The organism is Salmonella sp. SJTUF15591 (assembly GCF_043356435.1).
Lineage (GTDB): Bacteria > Pseudomonadota > Gammaproteobacteria > Enterobacterales > Enterobacteriaceae > Salmonella > Salmonella enterica.
This window is the reverse complement of the sequence record NZ_JBEUJO010000008.1, coordinates 213,110-237,096: the sequence shown is the minus strand read 5'-3', so window position 1 is coordinate 237,096 and position 23,987 is coordinate 213,110. Positions and strand designations below refer to the sequence as shown.

Below are 23,987 nucleotides of genomic sequence, written 5' to 3'. Positions count from 1 at the left end.
TAATGCGGATTTCATATTGCGCGGGTCGTTCATGGCATCGAAGACGCGGAACACGTCCATGCCGTTTTTCACCGCCCGCTCAACAAAACGCTCCACCACATCATCGGCGTAGTGGCGATAACCGAGCAGGTTCTGGCCGCGCAGCAGCATCTGCAGCGGGGTTTTGGGCATGGCCTTTTTAAGCTCGCGCAGGCGCAGCCACGGGTCTTCGCCGAGAAAGCGGATACAGGCGTCAAAGGTGGCGCCGCCCCAGCACTCCAGCGACCCGTAGCCCACGTCATCGAGCGCGGCGGCAATCGGCAGCATGTCATCAAGGCGCAGGCGGGTGGCGAACAGGGACTGGTGAGCGTCGCGCAGGACGACATCGGTAATGGCAATAGTCATGGATCCCTCCGGGAATTAAGCGTTAAGGCGGTGATGGTGAATGGCGGCGGCAATCACCGGCTTTAAGCGGGTGAAGTCGTCCACGACGGGAACGGCGCGCGGTGCGGGCGCGGCGACGGGTTCCGGGAAGAAGCGAGTAATCACGGCAGACATGCCGCGAATAGCAAAGATGAGCAGGAACAGAAAGCTCAGTACGAACCCCATCCCTAAAAACATCAGGGTGAAACCTTCACCCAGTAGTACAGCTTCATTCATGAATCATTTTCCATAATGAGAGGCACGACGGTGGCCTTGACGACAACCTTCCTGGTGAATCCGGCTAAGGAGTAGAGTGGATTTCCCTTGGCCACCTCTGGCTTTGGCCTCTACTTTTCTCCAGGTCGTTTGCGGCAAAGACACCGCCGTGCGTTTTTTTACACCATCATGCTGAACACGATGCTAGCGATAACCAGCACAATACCGCCGCCCAGACGAGAGGAAATTTGTGCATATGAAATGAGGTTCATACGGTTACAGGCGGAGAGCACTTCCAGATCGCCGGAGCCGCCGCGGTTGGCCATACAAAGACCCGCAGTAATGGATGATTCAATCGGGTAGAAGCCAATCAACCAGCCCCCGATAGCTGCGCCGACGACTGCGCCGACCACAATGATCGCGGCGATAACGACGTTGGCGAACGTCAGGGCATCGATGATCTCTTGCAGATCGGTGTAGCAAACACCCACACCTACCATCAGCACCCACAGTAGCTGTTTGGAGAAGAAGTCAGAAAGACGTTTCGCCCCGGCTTTAATCTCCGGTGAGCAAAGACCTGATGCGTTCAGCGCAGCAACAATCAGGACCATCCAGGCGAAGTAGTGAATAGAGACGCCGCCGATGCTTGGCAGAATTTTCTTGGCAACAACATAGGCCAGCAGGAAGCAGGTGGTGGATAGCACCATGCCAACCGCCGTTTCACGATGGGTAATCTGACCGGCCTTTTCATCATCTTCGGTTTTGAAGGAAGCCTTACGAACCAATTCACCTTCACCGCTAAGCCAGGTGTATTTTTTGCCTATCATATCGAGGAGGGCGGCGAAAATAATGGCGAAGATATTCGCAATGGTCAGAATAGCAATAGCCGTTGAGTAATACTCTTCGCGAGAACGTCCGGTAACCGAGTGATAAATTTCAGACAGAGGCACGGCGCCCGCGCCGTTACCACCGCCCATAATCGGCAGAACGTACAGCATCATGATACGGTCGACCGGGATACCGAAGCACAGACCAATGACGATACCGAAAAGGGACGCGCCGACAATCCCGGCGAGGATGGTTGGGATATAGCCCAGCAGTGATTTTAATAGCAGCTTACGGTTTACCGACAGGATCGCGCCTGTGATCAACACTGCGATAAACAGGTTAAGGAAGTTGCTTTTATCCATTACGTTGCTGATCGCATCAATTTCTTTCTGCGTAAATATGCCAGCATAGACAAAATAAGCTGCAACCAGAAATATCATAACCGGTGCGCCGCCAATATATTTATTGAAGATCGGTAAACGTTTGCCGATTTCACCAAAAATGGCCCCCATAACAAACATAAGAGCAAAACCACCGACTAAGTCAGTCGGTATAGCGTTATAGAAATGAGACAGTAATAAAGTAATTAATGCAAAGGCATAAAGCGGTAGCGGCATACCAAAGATTTTGAATCTGAGTAAATCGCTGGCCCCCTTTTTCTCCGTCGCCGAAGCCTGGGTCATGTTGGTCATAAACATTTTCCTGTGTATTGATGGGTAACAAGACCCGCGCATACTAATAAATTCAATGAACCGTGAGATGTGACTATCTTCACTGAATGGTTGTGTTTTTAATTAATTTAATTATTTTTATTAACTCTGGTTAATTAAGGAAATAAAAACCATAAAGCTTATAAAAGCAAGGGGGAAAGTGTGATGTCTATTCCAGACGAGTAATACAAACGCTGGCGAAATATGCGACGTTATTTGCTGACGGATGCAGAATAGAGTGAATCTAATATTTAAACGCATTTATTTGCAAAAGGATGTATTGCGTCGCGAGTCGGTCGCCATGTTTCTGGAGGGCGTGGGACTCGCCCTGGAAGATGATTGTGAAATCGCAGTATGCGCATATTGGCAGGGTGAGATAGTTGGATGCGGCTCGCTGGCCGGAAACGTACTGAAATGCATCGCCGTTTCCCCGGTTTTACAAGGGGAAGGGCTCAGCCTCAAACTGCTGACTGAGCTGCTTACATTGGCCTACGAGTTAAACCGCAGCGAGCTTTTCCTGTTCACTAAGCCGCAAAATCGGTTGCTGTTTTCTGGCGCGGGGTTTTGGCCCATTGCGCAGGCAGGTGAGCTGGCGGTGTTAATGGAGAACAGCAGTGAACGGTTAGCGCGCTTTTGTCGCCAACTGGCGCTTTATCGTCAACCGGGAAAAACGATCGGCGCCATCGTCATGAACGCCAATCCGTTTACATTGGGCCACCGTTATCTGGTGGAGCAAGCGGCTGCGGCCTGTGACTGGTTGCATCTGTTTGTAGTCAAAGAAGATGCTTCATTTTTTTCCTATACCGACCGTTGGGCGCTGATCGAACAAGGAATCGCGGGCATTGACAACGTCACGTTGCATTCCGGCTCCGCTTATATGATCTCGCGTGCGACGTTTCCCGGCTATTTCCTCAAAGAAAAAGGGGTTGTGGACGACTGCCATTGCCAGATCGATCTGCAACTCTTCCGTGAACATCTGGCTCCAGCGCTGGGGATTACCCATCGTTTTGTCGGCAGTGAGCCGTTTTGTCCGCTGACCTGTGCCTATAACCAGCGAATGCACGACATTTTGCACGATCCGAAGCGTAGCGGCCCGGTTATTGAGGTCGTCGAGTTGGCGCGGGTGGAGAAAAACGGCGTGGCTATTTCCGCCTCTCGCGTCAGAAAACTGTATAGCGAACGTAATTGGCCAGCGATAAGCGCGCTGGTGCCTGCTGGCACCCTGGCATATCTGCAGCGGCATGCCGCCAGACACACTGAAACCATATGACGTAACACCGTTAACAAGGAACATAACTAATGAAAATCATTAAAGATGCCCTGGCAGGCACGCTGGAATCCAGCGATGTGATGATCAGGATTGGTCCATCCAGCGAGCCAGGAATTCGGCTGGAGCTAGAGAGTCTGGTGAAGCAGCAGTTTGGCGCGGCGATTGAGCAGGTGGTTCGGGAAACGCTGGCGAAACTCGGCGTTGAACGCGCGCTGGTTAGCGTCGATGACAAAGGCGCGCTGGAGTGCATTTTACGCGCCCGAGTGCAGGCGGCGGCGCTGCGCGCTGCAGAACAAACGGAAATTCAATGGAGTGCGTTATGAGACCTCGTCGCAGTATGTTGTTTATTCCCGGCGCAAATGCGGCCATGTTGAGCACCTCGTTTGTCTACGGTGCGGACGCGGTGATGTTCGACTTAGAAGACGCCGTAGCGTTACGTGAGAAAGATACCGCCCGTCTTTTGGTTCATCACGCGCTTCAACATCCGTTCTATCAGGATGTTGAAAAAGTGGTGCGCATTAATCCACTGAACACGCCGTTTGGTCTGGCCGATCTTGAGGCTGTCGTGCGTGGTGGCGCGGATATCGTGCGTCTGCCGAAAACCGACAGCAAAAACGATGTGCTGGAGCTGGAAGCGCAGGTTGAACGGATCGAACGTGAATGTGGACGTGAAGTCGGCAGTACCAGGCTGATGGCGGCGATCGAATCAGCGAAAGGCGTGGTCAATGCCGTCGACATCGCCACCTCCAGCCCGCGCATGGTGGCAATTGCGCTGGCGGCATTTGATTACGTGATGGATATGGGCACCAGCCGGGGCGATGGCACCGAGCTGTTCTACGCCCGCTGCGCAGTGCTGCATGCGGCGCGCGTTGCGGGTATTGCCGCCTATGATGTCGTTTGGTCGGATATCAATAATGAAGAAGGCTTCCTGAAGGAAGTGCAGTTGGCGAAAAGGCTTGGTTTTAACGGTAAGTCCTTAGTGAACCCACGTCAGATTGAGCTGTTACATCAGGCTTATTCTCCGACACGTAAAGAAGTTGAGCATGCGTATGAGGTGATTGCCGCCGCTGAAGAGGCTGAGTCTCGCGGTCTGGGCGTCGTTTCACTCAACGGCAAAATGATTGACGGCCCGATTATCGACCACGCGCGCAAAGTGGTGGCGCTGTCGGCTTCCGGTATTCGTGATTAAGGAAGGAACCATGAAAGAGACTGTAACCATGCTCAACCAGCAATATGTCGTACCGGAAGGATTACAGCCCTACCAGGGGGTAACAGCGAACAGCCCGTGGCTTGCCAGTGAAACGGAAAAGCGTCGGCGTAAAATTTGTGACTCGCTTGAAGAGGCTATCCGTCGTTCCGGGCTTAAAAATGGCATGACGATATCCTTCCACCATGCGTTTCGTGGTGGCGACAAAGTTGTCAATATGGTGATGGCGAAACTGGCGGAAATGGGATTCCGCGATCTGACGCTTGCCTCCAGCTCATTAATCGATGCCCACTGGCCGCTTATCGAACACATTAAAAATGGCGTGGTGCGGCAGATTTATACCTCCGGGCTGCGCGGCAAGTTAGGGGAAGAGATCTCCGCTGGCCTGATGGAAAACCCGGTACAGATCCACTCTCACGGCGGCCGCGTAAAACTGATTCAGAGCGGTGAGCTGAATATTGATGTCGCTTTCCTCGGCGTGCCGTGCTGCGACGAATTTGGTAATGCGAACGGCTTTAGCGGCAAGTCACGCTGCGGCTCTTTGGGGTATGCGCAGGTTGATGCGCAGTACGCTAAATGTGTGGTGCTCCTGACTGAAGAGTGGGTCGAATTCCCCAATTATCCGGCCAGTATCGCGCAGGATCAGGTTGATTTGATCGTACAGGTGGACGAAGTAGGGGATCCGGAAAAAATCACTGCGGGCGCGATTCGTCTGTCCAGCAACCCGCGTGAACTGTTGATCGCCCGGCAGGCGGCCAATGTGATCGAACACTCAGGTTATTTTTGTGATGGTTTCTCGCTGCAAACCGGCACCGGTGGCGCTTCTCTGGCGGTCACCCGTTTCCTGGAAGACAAAATGCGTCGCCACAACATTACGGCGAGTTTTGGCTTGGGCGGGATCACCGGCACCATGGTGGATCTGCATGAGAAAGGGTTGATCAAAGCGCTGCTGGATACGCAATCATTCGATGGCGATGCAGCCCGTTCGCTGGCGCAGAATCCACATCATATTGAAATCTCAACCAATCAATACGCGAACCCCGCCTCTAAAGGCGCGGCATGCGAACGCCTGAATGTGGTGATGCTGAGCGCACTGGAAATTGACGTGAATTTCAACGTTAACGTGATGACCGGTTCAAACGGCGTACTGCGTGGCGCATCGGGCGGCCATAGCGATACGGCAGCAGGGGCCGATCTCACCATTATTACCGCACCGCTGGTCCGTGGCCGAATCCCATGCGTGGTGGAAAAAGTGCTGACTACCGTCACGCCTGGGGCAAGTGTTGATGTGCTGGTTACCGACCATGGTATTGCAGTGAACCCTGCGCGTCAGGATCTGCTTGATAACCTGCGTGCTGCGGGCGTGGCGCTGATGACCATCGAACAACTGCAACAGCGCGCTGAGCAACTGACCGGTAAACCGCAGCCGATTGAGTTTACCGATCGGGTGGTGGCTGTGGTGCGTTATCGCGACGGTTCAGTGATTGACGTGATTCGCCAGGTTAAAGGCTGATGAAGGGCACAGACCTGCTGTACCAGGGCCAGGCAGTTACGCTGGAGGAGATGCTACAAGCGCGCGATAAACGTGCCGCCAGGCAGCGTCAGGCGTTGAACTGCTATCGGCTACCGTTGATTTCCCTCACGCTGGTTGCACCGGGCGCCGTTAAAAACTCAGCGGTCTGGCGGCGTGTCGCCGATTACGCAATTGCCGAAATACTGGCGCTTTGCGAACAGAAGGAGTGGGTCAACGTCTGGGAAATGCAGGTAAATGAACGCAGCGGCCCGGAATGGATGGCAGCGGTCTGTGCGCCGGCAATGGCGTTGAAACAGCACATGTCGACACTAGAGATGAGCCATCCGTTAGGGCGGCTTTGGGACATCGACATTATTGATAGCGACGGTAAGTCGCTATCACGCCGTGAACTCGGGCATCCTGCCCGGCCATGTTTGATATGCCAGCAGGATGCTCATCTCTGTGCCCGGGGCAAGCATCACACCCTTGACCTTTTGTTGGATGAAATTGCACGAAGGATTGAATGCTATGAACGTGAGCGTTGTGACTGAACGGCGTACGCCAGCGTACTCATCGCTGGCGGCTGGCGAACTTAATGGGTTGGTTGCAAGAGCGCTGCTGACGGAAGCCAGGCTGACACCAAAACCCGGTCTGGTCGATATTCGTAATTCGGGAGCGCATAGGGATATGGATCTGGCGGCATTTGAACGTAGCACTACCGCCATTGCTCCATGGATGGAAAAGTTTTTTATCATGGGCAACAACACGGCGGCGCTGGCGGCAGAAAATGTCCTGGTGATGCTGCGTCCGCTGGGGATGGCCTGTGAGAACGATATGCTACAGGCGACCAATGGTGTGAATACCCATCGCGGGGCGATTTTCGCTTTTGGCCTGCTGAGCGCAGCGATTGGCCGACTTCTCGCGCGGGGAGAACCGTTGGAGCAAAATCGTATCTGCGACCAGGTTGCCCGCCTGAGTCGGAATATTGTTGCCCACGAGCTCTCAGCAAAAAAAGCGGGAAAACTGACAAAGAGTGAAACCCATTTCCAGTGTTATGGCCTGTCGGGCGCGCGGGGAGAAGCGGAAAGCGGTTTTCGAACCGTCAGAACGCAGGCTTTGCCGGTGTTTAACCGGGTCGTGCAGGAGCATGACGATACCCATCTTGCCCTGCTGCAAACATTGTTGCATCTGATGGCGTGGAATGATGATACCAATCTGGTGTCACGGGGAGGCCTGGAAGGGCTTTACTACGTGCAGCAGCAGGCACAAAAATTGTTGTGGCAAGGGGGCGTATTGGTTGAGGGGGGCATTGAAGCGATGCAGTCCCTCGATGATGAACTCATCCTGCGTAACTTAAGCCCTGGCGGTAGCGCGGATTTACTGGCAGTGACCTGGTTTTTAAGTCATTTTCCTGCCGGTTCCCTCTATCCTGAGTAAGTTTCTCTTCTTTCATTCTCTCCAGCAATGATTCATCCTGCGGGATGAATCATGTCTTTTACTGATATCGCTCCCTGTTTATCATTAATTTCTAATTATCGGCGATTTTAGATGGCGGCCTCCGGGCGCGCTGGTTACTCTGAAAACGGTTTACGCAATTTTTACAAAAGAGAATAGCTATGCATGAAGCACAAATCCGCGTCGCCATTGCCGGCGCCGGTGGCCGCATGGGACGGCAGTTAATCCAGGCCGCCATGGCGATGGAAGGTGTTCAGCTGGGTGCCGCGCTGGAGCGCGAAGGCTCTTCCTTGCTGGGCAGCGATGCTGGCGAACTGGCGGGGGCGGGAAAGTCCGGCGTGATCGTTCAAAGCAGCCTTGAGGCGGTAAAAGATGATTTTGACGTTTTCATCGATTTTACCCGTCCGGAAGGCACGTTGGCGCATCTGGCGTTTTGCCGCCAGCATGGTAAAGGGATGGTGATTGGTACTACCGGCTTTGACGACGCCGATAAACAGGCCATTCGCGAGGCGTCACAAGAGATTGCGATCGTTTTCGCCGCAAACTTTAGCGTCGGCGTTAACGTCATGCTCAAGCTGCTGGAGAAAGCGGCGAAGGTAATGGGCGACTACACCGATATTGAAATTATTGAAGCGCACCACCGCCATAAAGTGGATGCACCGTCGGGTACGGCGCTGGCAATGGGCGAGGCAATCGCCGGGGCGCTGGATAAAGATCTGAAGGACTGCGCGGTCTACTCGCGTGAAGGTTATACCGGCGAGCGCGTACCGGGCACGATTGGCTTTGCGACCGTTCGGGCGGGCGACATCGTCGGCGAACATACCGCGATGTTTGCCGATATTGGCGAGCGCGTAGAGATTACGCATAAAGCTTCCAGTCGCATGACGTTTGCAAATGGCGCGTTGCGATCGGCATTATGGCTAAAAACGAAGAAAAATGGGCTATTTGACATGCGGGATGTGCTGGGGCTGGATGTATTATAGCGACTAAATACCTTCGTGATGTGGTTGTGGTAATCAAGATTAATTGATTACAAAGGGCAATATATTATTGCCCTTTTGTTTTTTGCCCCCGGTTATTCGGTCAGATAAATAACGCCTTTCACCATTCATGTTTCGACAGTTTCTTCGCCCACGACATATTCAGCCGCAGTGGCTTACCGTATGCAAAAGGCACCTCGACCAGACTGATATCCATCGGAGGGGGAGTGCTGTTCCTCGGGGGCGTTTTATCTCTTTTGCTTCAATAGGTTGGCTTTTTTATGCTGTAGTGAGGCTGGTTGTGGTCCAATCGTATGCGCTAGTCTTAAAAAAAAGAAGCTGTATCTTTATATCGCGATTGTAATTCTTATTACATTGTCTTAATTTGCTGTTTTTTATTGATTTTATAATGCATTTGATTTGTTTTTTATCTTTTTAAGATATTGATTTTTAAAATGTTTTTGTCGTTAATTTTCTTAATTTTGAATTTTTATGCATTTGGTGGCATTAATGACTATTAAATGAATTTTTATCGTTGTTTTTTGTTGTTTTAATGTGAAATTTGACCATTTGGTCCACTTTTTATCGTTCCAGTCAGCTTTTTTCGAACTTAAGGAAGCGCAAGCGTTTTCTATCGTCACTTAGTTGATCTTTTTACCTATTAAACAGAATAACTTCCTTATAATGTGCAAAATAACATAAAAAATACCCTCTTTAAGTTGACTTTTATCCGGCTTAACTTCAGAATGCCGCCGTTTGCCAGAAATCCACGGGTAAGCAAATTTGCATTGCTTCATACTGACTGAATGAATTAATATGCAAATAAAGTGAGTGAATATTCTCTGGAGGGTGTTTTGATTAAGTCAGCGCTATTGGTTCTGGAAGACGGAACCCAGTTTCACGGTCGGGCCATTGGGGCAACGGGTTCGGCGGTTGGGGAAGTCGTTTTCAATACTTCAATGACCGGTTATCAAGAAATCCTCACTGATCCTTCCTATTCCCGCCAAATCGTCACTCTTACTTATCCCCATATTGGTAATGTCGGCACCAATGAAGCCGATGAAGAGTCTTCTCAGGTTCATGCGCAAGGTTTAGTGATTCGCGATCTGCCGTTGATTGCCAGCAACTTCCGTAACACCGAAGACCTCTCTTCTTACCTGAAGCGCCATAACATTGTGGCGATTGCTGATATCGATACCCGCAAGCTGACCCGACTGCTGCGTGAGAAAGGCGCACAGAACGGCTGCATCATTGCAGGCGATAGCCCGGATGCGAAGCTGGCGCTGGAAAAAGCGAAAGCATTTCCTGGACTGAACGGTATGGATCTGGCGAAAGAAGTGACCACGGCGGAAACTTACCGCTGGACGCAGGGTAGCTGGACGCTGAAAGACGGTTTACCGGAAGCGAAATCTGAGGATGACCTGCCGTTCCACGTGGTGGCCTACGATTTTGGCGCCAAGCGCAACATTCTACGTATGCTGGTGGATCGCGGCTGCCGCCTGACGGTGGTGCCAGCGCAGACCTCTGCTGAAGAGGTGCTGAAAATGAATCCGGACGGCATCTTCCTGTCAAACGGCCCTGGCGATCCGGCCCCGTGCGACTACGCGATTACTGCTATCCAGAAATTCCTCGAAACCGACATTCCGCTATTTGGCATCTGCCTCGGCCATCAACTGCTGGCGCTGGCGAGCGGTGCGAAGACCGTTAAGATGAAGTTCGGCCATCACGGCGGCAACCATCCGGTAAAAGATATGGACAGAAACGTGGTGATGATCACCGCGCAGAACCACGGCTTTGCGGTGGATGAAGACTCGCTGCCAGCCAACCTGCGCGTGACCCACAAGTCGCTGTTCGACGGCACCCTGCAGGGTATTCATCGTACCGACAAACCGGCGTTCAGCTTCCAGGGACACCCGGAAGCGAGCCCCGGCCCGCACGATGCGGCGCCGCTGTTCGACCACTTTATCGAGCTTATTGAGCAATACCGTCAGTCCGCGAAATAATCAGGAGTAATAAGAGCCATGCCAAAACGTACAGATATAAAAAGCATCCTGATTCTGGGCGCGGGTCCGATTGTTATCGGTCAGGCGTGTGAGTTTGACTACTCCGGCGCTCAGGCGTGTAAAGCCCTGCGCGAAGAGGGCTACCGCGTTATTCTGGTGAACTCCAACCCGGCCACCATCATGACCGACCCGGAAATGGCCGATGCCACCTACATCGAGCCGATTCACTGGGAAGTGGTGCGCAAAATCATTGAAAAAGAGCGTCCGGATGCAGTGCTGCCGACCATGGGCGGCCAGACGGCGCTGAACTGTGCGCTGGAGCTGGAGCGGCAGGGCGTGCTGGAAGAGTTCGGCGTCACCATGATTGGCGCCACCGCCGACGCCATTGATAAAGCCGAAGACCGTCGTCGCTTCGATATCGCGATGAAGAAAATTGGTCTCGACACCGCGCGTTCCGGTATCGCGCACACTATGGAAGAAGCGCTGGCGGTTGCCGCTGACGTGGGCTTCCCGTGCATCATCCGTCCGTCCTTTACCATGGGCGGCACCGGCGGCGGTATCGCTTACAACCGTGAAGAGTTCGAAGAAATCTGCGAACGCGGTCTGGACCTCTCGCCAACCAACGAGCTGCTGATTGATGAATCGCTGATCGGCTGGAAAGAGTACGAGATGGAAGTGGTGCGTGATAAAAACGACAACTGCATCATCGTCTGCTCTATCGAAAACTTCGATGCGATGGGTATCCACACCGGTGACTCCATCACCGTGGCCCCGGCACAGACGCTGACCGACAAAGAATACCAAATCATGCGTAACGCCTCGATGGCGGTGCTGCGTGAAATCGGCGTCGAAACCGGCGGTTCTAACGTCCAGTTCGCAGTAAACCCGAAAAACGGTCGTCTGATCGTTATCGAAATGAACCCGCGCGTCTCCCGCTCCTCGGCGCTGGCGTCGAAAGCCACCGGTTTCCCGATTGCCAAGGTAGCCGCCAAACTGGCGGTGGGCTACACCCTCGACGAACTGATGAACGACATCACCGGTGGACGTACTCCGGCCTCCTTCGAACCGTCCATCGACTACGTTGTGACCAAAATTCCACGCTTCAACTTCGAAAAGTTCGCGGGCGCGAACGACCGTCTGACGACGCAGATGAAGTCCGTTGGTGAAGTGATGGCGATTGGCCGCACGCAGCAGGAATCCCTGCAAAAAGCGCTGCGCGGCCTGGAAGTGGGCGCCACCGGCTTCGACCCGAAAGTCAGCCTCGACGACCCGGAAGCGCTGACCAAAATCCGCCGCGAGCTGAAAGATGCGGGCGCAGATCGTATCTGGTACATCGCCGATGCTTTCCGCGCAGGCTTGTCTGTGGATGGCGTGTTCAACCTGACCAACATCGACCGCTGGTTCCTGGTGCAAATTGAAGAGCTGGTGCGTCTGGAAGAGAAAGTAACTGAAGTCGGGATTACCGGCCTCAACGCCGACTTCCTGCGTCAGCTGAAGCGTAAAGGGTTTGCCGATGCGCGTCTGGCGAAACTGGCGGGCGTGCGCGAGGCGGAAATCCGCAAGCTACGCGACCAGTATGACCTGCACCCGGTCTACAAGCGTGTGGATACCTGCGCGGCGGAATTCGCCACCGATACCGCCTACATGTACTCCACTTATGAAGATGAGTGCGAAGCGAACCCGTCCGTTGACCGCGACAAAATCATGGTCCTCGGCGGCGGCCCGAACCGTATCGGCCAGGGCATTGAGTTTGACTACTGCTGCGTACACGCCTCGCTGGCGCTGCGCGAAGACGGTTACGAGACCATCATGGTCAACTGTAACCCGGAAACCGTCTCCACCGACTACGACACTTCCGACCGTCTGTACTTCGAGCCGGTGACGCTGGAAGACGTGCTGGAAATCGTGCGTATCGAGAAGCCGAAAGGCGTTATCGTGCAGTACGGCGGCCAGACCCCGCTGAAGCTGGCGCGCGCGCTGGAAGCGGCAGGCGTGCCGGTTATCGGCACCAGCCCGGACGCCATCGACCGCGCGGAAGACCGTGAACGCTTCCAGCATGCGGTTGACCGTCTGAAGCTGAAGCAACCGGCCAACGCCACCGTCACCGCCATTGAACAGGCTGTCGAAAAAGCGAAAGAGATCGGCTACCCGCTGGTGGTACGTCCTTCTTACGTGCTGGGCGGTCGGGCGATGGAAATTGTCTATGACGAAGCCGATCTGCGTCGCTACTTCCAGACGGCGGTCAGCGTCTCTAACGATGCGCCGGTGCTGCTGGACCGCTTCCTTGATGACGCGGTTGAAGTGGACGTGGACGCTATCTGCGACGGCGAAATGGTGCTGATTGGCGGCATCATGGAGCACATCGAGCAGGCGGGCGTACACTCCGGCGACTCCGCCTGTTCCCTGCCAGCCTACACGCTGAGCCAGGAAATTCAGGACGTGATGCGCCAGCAGGTGCAGAAGCTGGCCTTCGAGTTGCAGGTGCGCGGCCTGATGAATGTGCAGTTTGCGGTCAAGGACAACGAAGTCTACCTGATTGAAGTCAACCCGCGTGCGGCGCGTACCGTACCGTTCGTCTCCAAAGCCACCGGCGTGCCGCTGGCGAAAGTGGCGGCGCGCGTGATGGCCGGCAAATCGCTGACCGAGCAGGGCGTGACCCAAGAAATTATCCCGCCGTACTACTCGGTGAAAGAAGTGGTGCTGCCGTTCAACAAATTCCCGGGCGTTGACCCGCTGTTAGGGCCAGAAATGCGCTCCACCGGGGAAGTGATGGGCGTGGGCCGTACCTTCGCGGAAGCGTTCGCTAAGGCGCAGCTGGGCAGTAACTCCACGATGAAGAAACAGGGCCGTGCGCTGCTCTCGGTTCGCGAAGGCGACAAAGAGCGCGTGGTGGACCTGGCCGCTAAGCTGCTGAAACAAGGCTTCGAGCTGGATGCCACCCACGGTACCGCGATTGTGCTGGGCGAAGCCGGTATCAACCCGCGTCTGGTGAACAAGGTGCACGAAGGTCGTCCGCACATTCAGGACCGTATCAAGAATGGCGAATATACCTACATCATCAACACCACCGCAGGCCGCCGCGCGATAGAAGACTCCAGGGTGATTCGCCGCAGCGCGCTGCAGTATAAAGTGCATTATGACACCACGCTGAACGGCGGTTTTGCCACGACGATGGCGCTCAATGCTGATGCCACCGAGAAGGTAACCTCGGTGCAGGAAATGCACGCGCAGATCAAAAAGTCGTAAACAAAGGGTCCGGCGGATATTGCTCTAACCGGACCTGTAATATAATGTTGAAAGGGTTTCTGTAAAGAAACCCTTTTTTTATCTTGCGTAAGGTCATTCCTGGAGAAGTCCGTTTCCGTAACCACATTTTCAATGTAATAAGCACGATATTGCTCACACTAATCAATATTTAAGTCGCATACTATCTTGCATATCCACAATTTTAATATGGCTTAGTTTTTATTAGTTTGGACAGGCCGTAGCCAGATTTTTAATTTGTGAAATGGTGTGCTTATGTGTGAAAAATATGTTGAAAGACCGCTTTATTTGTTAATTGCTGACTGGATGATGGCAGAGAACCGATGGATCACTGCCAGGGAGATTTCCCGTCAATTTGATATTGAACATTGCAAAGCAATTAATACGCTCTCCTATATTCTGTCAGAAGTGGGGGAAATTGTTTGTGAAGTGAAGATGATCCCTAACCAAATTGCAGGACGAGGCTGCCAGTGCCAGCGTCTGGTGAAAGTCGTGAGTATCGACTCTCAACTCTATCGCCGATTGAATCATAATTTGCAGGAAAGAAAAGTGAGCGTGGCGAAAGCGCCGCGGCTGTCTGCCGTTCCCCCCACAGAGCTAAACCGTGAGCAGAAATGGCAGATGATGCTCTCCAAGAGTATGCGTCGCTAATTGTCTGTTTAACCTGTTGGCGGGGTAAACGGTAATTGACGCGTAGGCCGGATAAGCGTGAGCGCATCCGGCATCAATTACTGTGCTGATTTTGGCTTCACGTCCGTCGTGCCTTTCAGGCGCGGTCGGTTTTCTTCGACCTGCGTTAACGGCTTCGTTTCAGATAACCCCGTTCGACAACGGATCGCAAGATCCTGATATTCTTTGGTATTGAGGCGTTTCCAGTGCAGCTCCTGGTCCGTAACCTGGCGTAGTACGCGCGCCGGTGATCCCACCAGCAGTTGCCTTGCCTCACCCTGAAATCCGGCTTTGACAAAACTCATAGCGGCGACAATGCTCTCTTCGCCAATCACTGCGCCGTCCATAATGACGCTATTCATGCCGACCAGGGCGTCCCGTCCCACCACGCAGCCATGTAGAATAGCGCCGTGGCCGATATGGCCGTTTTCATGCACGATGGTATCGGTATCGCAGTAGCCATGCATAATGCAGCCATCCTGCAGATTAGAGCCTGCCTCCAGGATCAGGCGACCATAATCCCCACGCAATGACGCGAGTGGGCCAATATAAACACCGGCGCCCACGATGACATCGCCAATCAGCACGGCGCTGGGATGGACAAACGCGTCCGGATGCACCACCGGGATCAGTCCTTCAAAGGCGTAATAGCTCATAGTTGTACCTCGGTTTTTTTGCCGGATGGCGGCGTAAACACCTTATCCGGCCTACGGTTGCGCATGTGCTGTAGGCCGGATAAGCGGAGCGCCATCCGGCATAGTCACATTAACGACCTTTCCACACGGGATCGCGTTTTTCGGCAAATGCCTGCGGTCCTTCGAGCGCATCTTCTGAATGCAGTACCGACGGATAATGCTTCAGTACGCCGCTGCGGATGTAGCGGTAGCCTTCTTCTACCGGCATTTCGCTGGTCGCGCGATAAATCTCTTTCAGCGCCGCGATAGCCAGCGGGGCGCTATTGACCAGTTGTTGCGCCAGTTCGCGCGCGCTATCCATCAGTTCGCTCTGGCTGACAACGCGGTTCACGACTCCCCAACGCAGCGCTTCTTCGGCGCTCATTCGTCTGCCGGTCATTACCATTTCGTTGACGATAGCCGGTGGCAGCAGCTTAGGCAGACGCAATACGCCGCCGCTGTCAGGCACGATGCCGAGCTTGGCTTCCGGCAGCGCGAAGCTGGCGTTTTCGGCGCAGACAATAAAGTCCGCCGCCAGCGCCAGCTCAAAACCGCCGCCAAACGCGTAGCCGTTCACCGCGGCGATAACCGGCTTATCGAGGTCAAATATTTCGGTTAAACCGGCAAAGCCGCCGGGACCAAAATCAGCATCCGGCGCTTCACCTTCCGCTGCCGCTTTTAAGTCCCAGCCAGCAGAAAAGAATTTCTCCCCGCCGCCGGTAATGATTGCTACGCGTAATTCCGGATCGTCACGGAAATTAAGAAAAGCTTCACCCATTGCAAAGCTGGTTTTGGCGTCAATGGCATTCGCTTTAGGTCGGTCGAGGGTAATTTCCAGGATCGGGCCGTTACGGGTCAGATGTAATGACTCACTCATAGTTCATCTCCAGATAAATAGTTTCCCGGCGGGAGGGATTCCTGCCGGAAGGTTTATTTCAGATTTTTTTTGATTATTTTTCCTGAACAGTTGCGCGGCAGGTCGGTTCTGATCTCCATAAAAGAGGGAACCTTGAATTTCGCCATATTGTTTTCGCAAAAGCTGAAAAACTCGGCTTCGCTTAATGTTTCACCTTCATTAAGGACGATAAACGCTTTAATGGCCTCATCACGGATCGCGTCTTTAATACCGACCACCACAATGTCCTGTATTTTCGGATGCGCAGAAATAATATTTTCCAGCTCGACGCAGGAGACATTTTCCCCGCCACGTTTAATCATGTTGCAGCGTCTGTCGACAAAATAGAAATAGCCATCCTCATCCTGGTAACCCGAATCACCGGTATGTAACCAGCCCTCTGGTTCCAACGCCCTGGCGGTTGCCTCCGGCTGCATGTAATACTCTTTGAAGATAGTCTTGCCGGGGATGCCTTTAATACAGATTTCGCCAATTTCTCCGGCGGGCAGCGGGCGATTTTGATCGTCGCGAATTTCAGCTTCATAGCTAAAACCCACGCGACCAATGGAAGGCCAGCGCCGTTTGTCTCCGGGACGGTCGCCAATAATTCCGACAATGGTTTCAGTCATACCATAAGAGGTCAGCAGCCTGACGCCAAAGCGTTCGGTAAAATCGTCTTTTTCCTGCTCGGATAAATTGAGATAGAACATCACTTCGCGCAGGTGATGCTGCCTGTCCGTTGGTGCGGCGGGCTGGACCATCAGCGTGCGGATCATCATCGGGATGCACTCGGTCACCGTCGCCTGATATTTACGTACCTGATCCCAGAAGGCCCGGGCGCTGTACTTTTCCAGGAGCACAAAGGTGCTGCCGGCGGAAAAGGCTGGCATTGCGGCGGTACACTGGCAGTCGATATGAAACGCGGGCATCACCGTCATGTACACGTCATCATCGCGCAGGGCGATTTGCCAGGCAGAGTAGTAGCCTGCAAAACGCAGGTTGTAGTGGGTAATTACCACCCCTTTAGGCCGTGAGGTGGTGCCTGAGGTAAACAGAATTTCCGCCGTATCGTCAGTGGATAACGCGGGCGTATAGCACAGCGTGGCCGATTGACGTGCTTGCAGTTGGGTAAAGTGGCTCACGCCGTCGTCAGCCGGAAGCTGCTCGCCAATCAGACAGATATGATTAAGCGGAGTGCTATTTTCCTGGCGTATTTCACGGTACATAGGATAAAACTGGGCGCTGGTAACCAGCAGACTCACCTGGCTGTTTTGCAGGATCCAGGCGCTTTCTTCGCCCAGTAAGCGGGCATTAATCGGCACCATAATGGCGCCGATTTTTGCCAGTCCAAACCAGCAAAAGATGAATTCCGGACAGTTATCCAGATGCAGCGCGACCCTATCACCCTTGCGGATCCCTAAGGAATAAAAAAGGTTCGCCGTGCGGTTAATCTCTTCATTGAGCGAAGCATAGCTAAACTGCCGAACGATTCCCTCACAGGATTCGAAAATTAACGCCGTTTTATCTCCGTACACCCCGGCCAGGTCGTCCCACATCTGACGTAAGTTTTGTCCGCCAACGATATCCATATTGCTTTATCCACTGAAATCAGGCGTGAGCGCTAACCGGAAAACCGATTAGCGCATCGCGTTTAATCCTCAACTTTGGCCAGGCCTTTGCCGACCAGTTCCTTAATATCTGCTTCGCTATAACCAATGTTTTTCAGAATGGCGGCGGTATCCATGCCGTGTGACGGCATGCCACGCCAGATTTTCCCCGGGTTGTTTTTAAATTTCGGCATGATGTTCGGCCCTTTACAGGTGCGACCGTCCATTGTTTGCCACTGAGTAATCGATTCGCGGGCAACGTACTGCGGGTTACCTTCCAGTTCCGGAATGGTGAGCACCTTCGCACAGGCGATATTCAGCTCAGCAAAACGCGCCTGAACGTCGGCGATGGTATGTGCTGCCAGCCAGGCGTCCAGTTTCTCTTCGACGAGCGGGCCGTAAGGGCATTCCACGCGATGGATGAGCTGCGTGCCTTCCGGAACTTCCGGCGTACCGAGAATATGGGCCAGGCCAATATCTTTAAAACACTCGTTGATTTGCGTGATGCCGACCAACTCCATGACGATGTAACCATCGGCGCATTTATACAGGCCGCAACCGGCGTAGTAGGGGTCTTTCCCTTTCGTCATACGTGGACAGATTTCGCCGCCGTTGAAGTAGTCCATCATGAAATACTGACCCATGCGCAGCATCACTTCGTACATGGCGATATCGATGCTTTCACCTTTACCCGTTTCGCGTACTTTGTGCAGGGCTGCCAGCGCGGCTGTCGTCGCGGTCATCCCGGAGAAGTAATCGGCGGTATACGGGAAGGCTGGCATCGGTTGGTCAACGTCGCCGTTTTGGATCAGATAACCACTGAATGCCTGCGCGATGGTGTTATACGCCGGAAGATTGGTGTACTCCTCGGTACCATACTGGCCGAAGCCGGAAAGGTGGGCAATGACCAGTTTCGGGTTATGTTCCCACAGCACTTCATCAGTAATACCACGGCGGGCAAAGGCCGGGCCTTTACTGGCTTCAATGAAAATATCGGTGGTTTCCATCAGTTTCAGAAACGCTTCCCGACCTTCATCTTTGAAAATATTCAGCGACAGGGCGTGCAGGTTGCGGCGTGAGAGCTGCGGGTAGTTAGGCTGTACGCGAATGGTATCGGCCCATGCGACGTTTTCAATCCAGATAACCTCGGCGCCCCATTCGGCGAACATCTGTCCGGCGAATGGACCGGCGATTTCGATTCCTGAAAAAACAACGCGTACCCCAGCAAGCGGGCCAAAGGTTGGCATTGGTAAATGATTCATCATTTTTCTCCTGGCATTTTTTGCGGTATGTAGGCCGGATAAGCACAGCGCCATCCGGCATGATTGCCTGATGGCGACGCCCCGCGTCTTATCAGGCCTACAAGGGATCGATTAGCGGTATTGCTTAAGTACCGCACGACCCAACGTCAGGATCTGCATTTCGTCAGAACCACCAGAAACACGGTCAACGCGCAGGTCACGCCAGAAACGCGTGATGCGGTGGTTGCCCGCGATACCAACACCTCCCAGTACCTGCATGGCGGTGTCTACCACTTCAAACGCGGCGTTGGCGCAGAAGTATTTGCACATGGCCGCGTCGCCGGAGGTAATCGTGCCGTTATCTGCTTTCCACGCGGCTTCCAACAGCATATTTTTCATGGAGTTCAGTTTGATCGCCATATGCGCAAACTTCTCCTGAATCAGCTGGAAACGGCCAATAGCTTCACCAAACTGCACGCGCTGATTAGCGTAACGCGCAGCGTCTTCAAAAGCGCACATTGCGGTACCGTAGTTGGTCAGCGCGACGAGGAAGCGCTCATGGTCAAACTCTTCTTTCACGCGGTTGAAGCCGTTACCTTCCCGACCGAACATGTCTTTCTCGTCCAGTTCAACGTCGTCAAAGGTGATTTCACAGCAGCTGTCCATGCGCAGACCGAGTTTATCCAGTTTGTTGACCTTGATACCCGCTTTGCTCATGTCCACAAACCACTCGGTGTAAACCGGTTTATCCGGCGATGCACCGTCTCTCGCCATGACCACGATGTACGGGGTATAGGCGCTACTGGTGATAAAGCACTTACTGCCATTGAGATAAACCTTACCATTTTTGCGTGTATAAGTGGTTTTCAGACTACCAACATCCGATCCCGCTCCCGGTTCAGTGATAGCAGAGTTCCACATCTGCTTACCGGTGCCCCGGAACGCCATGATTTTATCAATTTGCTCCTGAGTTCCTTCACGCAGGAAAGTGTTAAAACCTCCCGGCAATTGGTACAACACGTAAGTTGGCGCGCCAAGACGTCCCAGCTCCATCCAGACGGCGGCGACGGTAACAAAACCCGCTTCCAGACCGCCGTGTTCCTCCGGGATCAGCAGGCTATCAATACCCATATCCGCCAGCGCTTTTACAAAACGCTCAGGGTAGACGCTGTCACGATCGCACTCGGCAAAATAAGCTTCCCAGTTCTCACTGGCCATCAGTTCGCGAATACCGGCGACAAACAGCTCCTGTTCGTCATTTAAGTTGAAATCCATCTTTCAGCCTCTTGATCAATTGGGTTAATAAGAATTACTTGTCTTTCCAGTGCACTTTGGCGTCTTTAATAAAGGACAGCGTCACCATAATGTTGACGAAGAACAGCGGGCATCCTCCGGCGATAATCGCGGTCTGAATCGGCTTCAACCCACCCAGCGCCAGCAGAACGATACCGATGATGCCGACCAGCACCGACCAGCCGATACGCACTAACAGAGGCGGCTCTTCACCATCGCGAACTTCACGACAGGTCGACATCGCCAGGGTGTAAGAGCAGGCGTTAATCAGCGTGACGGTGGCAATAAAGCAGAGGATAAAGAAGCCCCACATGGTGGCGGTGCTGAGCGGCAAGGCGGCCCAGGTTTCGATAATGGCGCGCGCCACGCCGTGTTGCTCAATCAACTGCGGAATGTTGAGGATGTTTTTATCCATCAGCAGCAGCGTGTTGCTGCCAAGGACTGTCCACAGGATCCAGGTAGACGCGGTCAGACCCATCACCATCCCGAAGCACAGTTCACGTACGGTACGACCACGGGAAATACGGGCCAGGAAGATACTCATCTGGATGGCGTAAATAACCCACCACGCCCAGTAGAAAACAGTCCAGCCCTGTGGGAAGCCGCCTTTACCGATGGCGTCGGTATAGAACAGCATCCGTGGCAGGTGCATTAACAGCATCCCGACGGAGTCGGTGAAGTAGTTCATGATGAAGCTGGCGCCGCTGACGATAAACACCCAGCCGAGCATCAGGAAGCTCAGGTAGCTACGCACATCGCTGGCGATTCTGACCCCTTTTTGCAGGCCGCAGGCCACGCAAATCGCGTTCAGAATGATCCAGCAGGTAATGATGATGGCATCCAATTGCAGCGTATGCGGAATACCGAACAGCCATTGCATACACTCGGTGACCAGCGGGGTAGCCAGACCGAGGCTGGTGCCCATCGCGAAGATCAGCGCCACCAGGTAGAAGTTATCGACGATGGTACCGAACAACCCTTTCGCATGCTTTTCACCGACGAGCGGTACCAGCGTGGAGCTGGGGCGGATGACATCCATCTTGCGTACAAAGAAGAAGTAGGCGAAGGCCACGGAAAGGAAGCTATAGGTTGCCCACGGTAGCGGCCCCCAGTGGAACAGGCTGTACGCCAGGCCTATCTCTTTCGCGCCCGTGGAATTTGGTTCCAGGCCGAACGGCGGGGTGGAGATATAGTAGTAGATCTCAATAGAGCCCCAGAACAGAACCGCAGCGGATGTACAGGAGGCGAACATCATGAAAATCCAGCTGGCGGTGCTAAACTCCGGTTTTTCGTCACCTAATCTCTTTTTGGCATAGGGGCCAAAAACCAGCCAGAACCAGCCGAAGAGCATGACGACCATATACCATTCAAATGCCCAACCCCAGACGTTGGTGACATAACTGAATACCGCATTAATAACGACGTTAGCGGCATCAAGATCTCTGACTGTTAGCCAGCAAAGTATCCCGACAATTATTAATGGCGGAAAAAAAACCTTCGGTTCAATTCCCGATTTTTTCTTTTCATTTTTCATAAGTGAATTCCAGTGTGAAAACGAAATTTATTTAGCGTGCCAGTCCATGAACGTTTGTTTATTTATTATTAATGATTTGTTGATAAGTTTTTAACCTCTGGGACGCCTCAATGAGTAACTCATGATGGGTATTCACTTCGGGTGATTCTGTTATCTTCGTCACACTTTTTTGCGTTGATTATTTTGTGTCTAAATTTTTATTTTTTCTTTATTTATCAATTTGTTGGTTGTGGTTTTTTAACTTTTTTAAGTATCTGACGTTCAATATTGTTGAGCCAGCAAACAATATTGAAAATTTTCATATTTGGCATATTTCTTTCAATATTGGTGAGGTGCGTAACACTATTGAAAGTTACGAATATCAATGTGTGACATTTTCAATATTGGTGATTAAGGTTTTATTTCCGAATTAAAGAGCGTGATATCTGTATTTAACACCGCCGATATAAATACGTTTCCTTCATGATTTCTGGAGATGCAATGAAGATAATTACTTGCTACAAATGCGTACCTGATGAGCAGGATATTGCGATTAATAATGCTGACGGAACACTCGATTTCAGCAAAGCGGATAGCAAAATCAGCCAATATGATCTGAATGCAATTGAAGCTGCTTGCCAGTTAAAACAGCAGTTGGGAGACGCTCAGGTTGTCGCCATGAGCGTTGGCGGCAAAGCGCTGACTAATGCAAAAGGGCGCAAAGATGTCCTCTCTCGTGGCCCTGATGAACTGATTGTGGTCATTGACGATCAATTTGAGCAGGCGCTGCCGCAACACACCGCTACCGCGCTGGCCGCTGCCGCGCAAAAATCAGGTTTCGATCTACTTATCTGCGGCGACGGTTCTTCCGATCTTTATGCTCAGCAGGTTGGTTTGCTGGTGGGCGAAGCGTTGAACATTCCGGCGATTAACGGCGTGAGTAAAATCCTCTCTCTTACCGACAGCACATTGACAGTAGAACGCGAACTGGAAGATGAAGTTGAAACGCTGAGCATCCCGCTCCCGGCGGTGATCGCGGTTTCCACCGATATTAACACCCCACAAATCCCTTCGATGAAAGCCATTCTTGGCGCGGCGAAAAAACCGGTTCAGGTCTGGTCGCCTGCGGATATCGGGCTGAACAGCGTACCCGCGTATTCCGCACAACAGGTTGCCGCACCGAAGCAGCGCGAGCGTCAGCGCGTGGTGATTGAAGGTGACGGTGAAGAACAAATCGCCGCGTTTGTCGAGAATCTGCGCAAAATCATTTAATTATCAGGGGATGTTATGAACAAATTTTCCAGTGTCTGGGTATTCAGCGATACCCCTTCTCGTCTGCCCGAACTGATGAGTGGCGCGCAGGCTGTAGGTGAAAAAGTTAACGCGTTCGTACTGAACGAAGCAGACAGCGCGACAGCATGTCATTTGGGCGCGGATCATGTCTGGCTGCTCAGCGGCAAACCAGAAGACCGCATGATCGAAGACTACGCTGCTGCGATGGCTGAGACTATTCGTCAGCATAGCGAGGGCGGCGCGGTGCTGCTGCCGAATACGCGTCGGGGCAAGCTGTTGGCGGCAAAGCTGGGCTATCGCTTGTCGGCTGCGGTTTCCAATGACGCCAGCGAAGTCGCCCTGCAGGATGGAAAAGCGGCGGTTAAACATATGGTCTACGGCGGTCTGGCGATAGGGGCAGAAACCATCGCTTCGCCGTTTGCCGTGATCACACTCAGCAGCGGAACGTTTGACGCACAACAACCGGATGCTTCTCGCAGCGGCGAGATGCACACCGTGCAGTGGCAGGCTCCGGCTACTGCCGTGACCCGCACCGCAACCCAGGCGCGTCAGAGCAACAGCGTTGACCTCGACAAAGCACGTCTGGTGGTCAGCGTGGGACGCGGCATCGGCAGCAAAGAGAATATCTCGCTGGCCGAAGCGCTGTGCCAGACGATTGGCGCCGAGCTGGCCTGTTCCCGCCCGGTAGCGGAAAACGAGAAGTGGATGGAGCACGAGCGCTATGTCGGTATCTCCAACCTGATGCTTAAACCTGAACTGTATCTGGCGGTGGGGATCTCCGGGCAGATCCAACACATGGTCGGCGCCAACGGCGCGCAGACGATTTTCGCCATCAACAAAGATAAAAACGCGCCAATCTTCCAGTATGCGGATTTTGGCATCGTTGGCGATGCGCTGAAGATCCTGCCTGCGCTGACGGCTGCCTTAGCGCGATAAACCATTTCGGGCAGGATG

Annotated in this window: 20 protein-coding genes and 1 pseudogene; 12 read left to right on the top strand and 9 right to left on the bottom strand. The window is 53.1% G+C overall.

Going from position 1 to position 23,987, the window contains the following annotated elements:
• The 3 genes and pseudogenes from ABVM99_RS18835 to citS form a co-directional block, all read right to left on the bottom strand.
• Window positions 1–384, bottom strand: a pseudogene (locus ABVM99_RS18835) (oxaloacetate decarboxylase); the annotation flags it as partial.
• A gap of 15 nt (window positions 385–399) precedes the next feature.
• On the bottom strand, window positions 400–639 hold the full coding sequence (locus tag ABVM99_RS18830; protein ID WP_001001155.1) for an oxaloacetate decarboxylase subunit gamma: 240 nt from the start codon (window positions 637–639) through the stop codon (window positions 400–402).
• Window positions 640–797: 158 nt separating this feature from the next.
• Window positions 798–2,138: a citrate/sodium symporter CitS gene (citS, locus tag ABVM99_RS18825; protein WP_000183602.1), complete on the bottom strand. Its 1,341-nt coding sequence runs from the start codon at window positions 2,136–2,138 to the stop codon at window positions 798–800.
• A gap of 244 nt (window positions 2,139–2,382) precedes the next feature.
• Between citS and citC the strand changes: the two genes are divergently transcribed.
• The 10 genes from citC (at window position 2,383) to caiF (ending at window position 14,499) form a co-directional block, all read left to right on the top strand.
• Entirely contained in the window at window positions 2,383–3,426 is a 1,044-nt protein-coding gene (gene citC / locus ABVM99_RS18820) for a [citrate (pro-3S)-lyase] ligase (protein ID WP_072101863.1), read from the top strand.
• 29 nt (window positions 3,427–3,455) lie between these two features.
• Window positions 3,456–3,749, top strand: coding sequence for a citrate lyase acyl carrier protein (citD, locus tag ABVM99_RS18815; protein WP_000691461.1), 294 nt, complete (start codon window positions 3,456–3,458; stop codon window positions 3,747–3,749).
• Window positions 3,746–4,615, top strand: coding sequence for a citrate (pro-3S)-lyase subunit beta (gene citE / locus ABVM99_RS18810; RefSeq protein WP_023194853.1), 870 nt, complete (start codon window positions 3,746–3,748; stop codon window positions 4,613–4,615). The genes citD and citE overlap by 4 nt, the downstream gene beginning before the upstream one ends.
• A 10-nt stretch (window positions 4,616–4,625) precedes the next feature.
• Window positions 4,626–6,146: a citrate lyase subunit alpha gene (gene citF / locus ABVM99_RS18805; RefSeq protein WP_000665573.1), complete on the top strand. Its 1,521-nt coding sequence runs from the start codon at window positions 4,626–4,628 to the stop codon at window positions 6,144–6,146.
• On the top strand, window positions 6,146–6,697 hold the full coding sequence (gene citX / locus ABVM99_RS18800; RefSeq protein ID WP_000679050.1) for a citrate lyase holo-[acyl-carrier protein] synthase: 552 nt from the start codon (window positions 6,146–6,148) through the stop codon (window positions 6,695–6,697). The genes citF and citX overlap by 1 nt, the downstream gene beginning before the upstream one ends.
• Entirely contained in the window at window positions 6,675–7,583 is a 909-nt protein-coding gene (gene citG, locus ABVM99_RS18795; protein ID WP_001103238.1) for a triphosphoribosyl-dephospho-CoA synthase CitG, read from the top strand. Before citX ends, citG begins: the two co-directional genes overlap by 23 nt.
• 179 nt (window positions 7,584–7,762) lie before the next feature.
• Window positions 7,763–8,584, top strand: a complete 822-nt coding sequence (gene dapB, locus ABVM99_RS18790) for a 4-hydroxy-tetrahydrodipicolinate reductase (protein ID WP_023194854.1) — start codon at window positions 7,763–7,765, stop codon at window positions 8,582–8,584.
• Window positions 8,585–9,435: 851 nt separating this feature from the next.
• Window positions 9,436–10,584, top strand: coding sequence for a glutamine-hydrolyzing carbamoyl-phosphate synthase small subunit (gene carA / locus ABVM99_RS18785; protein WP_000597280.1), 1,149 nt, complete (start codon window positions 9,436–9,438; stop codon window positions 10,582–10,584).
• An 18-nt stretch (window positions 10,585–10,602) separates the two neighbouring features.
• Window positions 10,603–13,830: a carbamoyl-phosphate synthase large subunit gene (carB, locus tag ABVM99_RS18780; protein WP_001126317.1), complete on the top strand. Its 3,228-nt coding sequence runs from the start codon at window positions 10,603–10,605 to the stop codon at window positions 13,828–13,830.
• A gap of 273 nt (window positions 13,831–14,103) precedes the next feature.
• Window positions 14,104–14,499, top strand: coding sequence for a carnitine metabolism transcriptional regulator CaiF (gene caiF, locus ABVM99_RS18775; RefSeq protein WP_000333324.1), 396 nt, complete (start codon window positions 14,104–14,106; stop codon window positions 14,497–14,499).
• 77 nt (window positions 14,500–14,576) lie between these two features.
• Here the strand turns inward: caiF and caiE are convergent, their stop codons facing one another.
• The 6 genes from caiE to caiT form a co-directional block, all read right to left on the bottom strand.
• On the bottom strand, window positions 14,577–15,173 hold the full coding sequence (gene caiE / locus ABVM99_RS18770; RefSeq protein ID WP_000122863.1) for a carnitine operon protein CaiE: 597 nt from the start codon (window positions 15,171–15,173) through the stop codon (window positions 14,577–14,579).
• 109 nt (window positions 15,174–15,282) lie between these two features.
• On the bottom strand, window positions 15,283–16,068 hold the full coding sequence (gene caiD / locus ABVM99_RS18765) for a crotonobetainyl-CoA hydratase (protein ID WP_000004383.1): 786 nt from the start codon (window positions 16,066–16,068) through the stop codon (window positions 15,283–15,285).
• Window positions 16,069–16,121: 53 nt separating this feature from the next.
• On the bottom strand, window positions 16,122–17,675 hold the full coding sequence (gene caiC, locus ABVM99_RS18760; protein WP_052938226.1) for a crotonobetaine/carnitine-CoA ligase: 1,554 nt from the start codon (window positions 17,673–17,675) through the stop codon (window positions 16,122–16,124).
• A gap of 62 nt (window positions 17,676–17,737) precedes the next feature.
• Window positions 17,738–18,955, bottom strand: coding sequence for an L-carnitine CoA-transferase (caiB, locus tag ABVM99_RS18755; RefSeq protein WP_001016209.1), 1,218 nt, complete (start codon window positions 18,953–18,955; stop codon window positions 17,738–17,740).
• Between the two features lie 111 nt (window positions 18,956–19,066).
• A complete protein-coding gene (gene caiA, locus ABVM99_RS18750) occupies window positions 19,067–20,209 on the bottom strand; it encodes a crotonobetainyl-CoA dehydrogenase (protein WP_023195025.1) in 1,143 nt (380 codons plus the stop codon).
• Window positions 20,210–20,243: 34 nt separating this feature from the next.
• Window positions 20,244–21,761: an L-carnitine/gamma-butyrobetaine antiporter gene (gene caiT, locus ABVM99_RS18745; protein WP_000787073.1), complete on the bottom strand. Its 1,518-nt coding sequence runs from the start codon at window positions 21,759–21,761 to the stop codon at window positions 20,244–20,246.
• Window positions 21,762–22,241: 480 nt separating this feature from the next.
• Here caiT and ABVM99_RS18740 point away from each other — a divergent pair, with 480 nt between their 5' ends.
• Window positions 22,242–23,012, top strand: coding sequence for an electron transfer flavoprotein FixA (locus ABVM99_RS18740; protein WP_000692185.1), 771 nt, complete (start codon window positions 22,242–22,244; stop codon window positions 23,010–23,012).
• A 15-nt stretch (window positions 23,013–23,027) separates the two neighbouring features.
• On the top strand, window positions 23,028–23,969 hold the full coding sequence (locus ABVM99_RS18735) for an electron transfer flavoprotein subunit alpha/FixB family protein (protein WP_001032198.1): 942 nt from the start codon (window positions 23,028–23,030) through the stop codon (window positions 23,967–23,969).
• The last annotated feature ends 18 nt before the right edge of the window (window positions 23,970–23,987 follow it).